At 32.0% G+C, this 1,879-nt stretch carries 3 protein-coding genes; all 3 read right to left on the bottom strand.

All coding sequences use genetic code 11. The features are described from left to right. Positions 1–672, bottom strand: a 672-nt coding sequence (locus JMN12_RS14920) for an RHS repeat-associated core domain-containing protein (RefSeq protein ID WP_203140050.1), incomplete at its 3' end; no start/stop codon positions are given. A gap of 89 nt (positions 673–761) precedes the next feature. After that, positions 762–1,406, bottom strand: coding sequence for a hypothetical protein (locus JMN12_RS14915; protein ID WP_203140049.1), 645 nt, complete (start codon positions 1,404–1,406; stop codon positions 762–764). 1 nt (position 1,407) lies between these two features. Continuing rightward, on the bottom strand, positions 1,408–1,879 hold a 472-nt coding region (locus JMN12_RS14910; protein ID WP_203140047.1), incomplete at its 5' end, for a hypothetical protein.

The following is a 1,879-nucleotide window of genomic DNA, read 5'->3' as shown; positions in this document are numbered from 1 at the left end:
AAAAGAAATTCCTGCTGAAAGAAGAAAACCAGAAGCTGCATTACTAGTACTACTTATCAATACATTTTTAAGAATTGGACTTGAGATAGAGTTAAAAACTTTTGAAAATACTCCTGAAAATTTTGATGATATTTGCCCTCCTAAATAAGCACTTCCCATTCCTATTCCTGTGTCTATTATAGCACTTGTTAAACTGATATTACTCCATCCATTCTGCGAAACTTGTGAGGTAATATTATTTCCTAAACCTAATACAGCTCCAGCCGCCAATGGTCCTCCATATAAACTAGCAGCTCCAGCTCCTACTCCTACCGCAAAGTAACCAAGACCACTCCAAAAAGAAGTTACATTTCCTTGTATAGCATTTATAGTTAGGTTTGCAACCCCTCCTACTAACATCGCAATAGCATCATCTATTACAAACCATTCTCCTGTAGGGTCAGTATAAAGTAATGGGTTATTCAAACAATATCCATATCTATTAAAGTTTTGGGTGTTAAAAGGGTCTTGTACAAAGTTATCGGGTTGTAAGAAGCGGTGTAGCACAGGGTCGTAAAGTCTACCATTCATATGAATAAGCCCTACACTTGCTAAATGCTCGTGTCCTGTATAGCCGCGATCTAACAATAAATTTTCTAACTTGTTGCCGTTGCCGTCAGTGATGCTTAGCACCTTGCCCCAAGCATCAAAGTGCCTTGCTTAGTTAGTGTCTATAATATTTCAATGTACTTAAATCACGGTGCAAAGATACATTTTTTCAATTATCTTTTCTTTCTAATTTTACAATTTGGACAGGTTAAATATTTCTTACCTACTTTTATTCCTCCATTGAGAGTAATATCATTAGTAAGTTCTTCTCCATAGTTCTCACACCAAAAAATATCTCCATCAATTTCTTTAATTCCCCATTTACTATTTATAATCTTAAATATTTTACCTTCTTTCATTACCCAATAACCGTGAAAATGTTGTATAATAAAAATAAAATTATTAGGATTTTTACATTGATAATCCATCAACTTCTTTTCAATGTTTTCTGAATCAAATATAATAGGAGGGTCATATATAGAAGAAATATTATTCATTAGTTTATAATATGAGTCAAACATCTGGAAAAATTGAAATTCATTCTTGTTTTTTATTATAAGCATTTGAAAATTAGGAGCTTTTTTTAGAGAAATAAGTTTTTCTATCATATCTCCACACTTATATTTTTTCCCTTGTAGGTCTAAAACTGGAATTGAGAGGATATCTTCTTTATTAATATCTATTATATTATTTTTTTTTAGATATATAAGGGCAGAATCCTTATATATATTTTTGTCATAATGAAAAGGATTGCTCTCTTGTGAGAAAGAGAGGATATTGATAACAAAAGATAGTATAAAGGTAATTTTTATTTGCATATCAACGTATACTGAAAATTAAAAACATATTATTAAGAGTTCTAAAAGAATTTGTACTACTATTAGACGATGGGTTCATAACATTAATAATAAATCGACCGCTATCATAAAGTCTCACTCTATTAATTACCGTAGCATGTGCAAAAATAAACTTCTGTCCTCCCATTCCTATTGCCTTTATTCCCGTATCGTAAGTTAGTGATACGGCTGTTCTTTGGCTCATATTGTTTGCTATTTCTCTAATTGTATTTACAGGGTTAGCTTTATCTATAGAGATTGAACCTGTTCGATAACCAGCATTAGCATACATCCTACCTATTTCTCGATTAGTTAGTCCTTGTCCTGTGGAACTTGGGTTAGAAGAAGTAAAATAACTTTGAGTTCTACTATTACCATAATACTTATCTATACTCTCAGCACAAGCATAAGTACAGTCATAATCTCCTATTTGGTTTACTTGGGGGATAGGCAAA

Source organism: Capnocytophaga genosp. AHN8471 (assembly GCF_016806945.1).
Lineage (GTDB): Bacteria > Bacteroidota > Bacteroidia > Flavobacteriales > Flavobacteriaceae > Capnocytophaga > Capnocytophaga periodontitidis.
Note: the sequence above shows the minus strand (reverse complement) of the source record. Positions and strands in the feature narration are given on the sequence as shown.

What these genes read in the sequence shown, in the direction of transcription:
- JMN12_RS14915 (WP_203140049.1), bottom strand. Translation starts at nt 1,406, where the DNA reads ATGCAAATAAAAATTACCTTTATACTATCTTTTGTTATCAATATCCTC.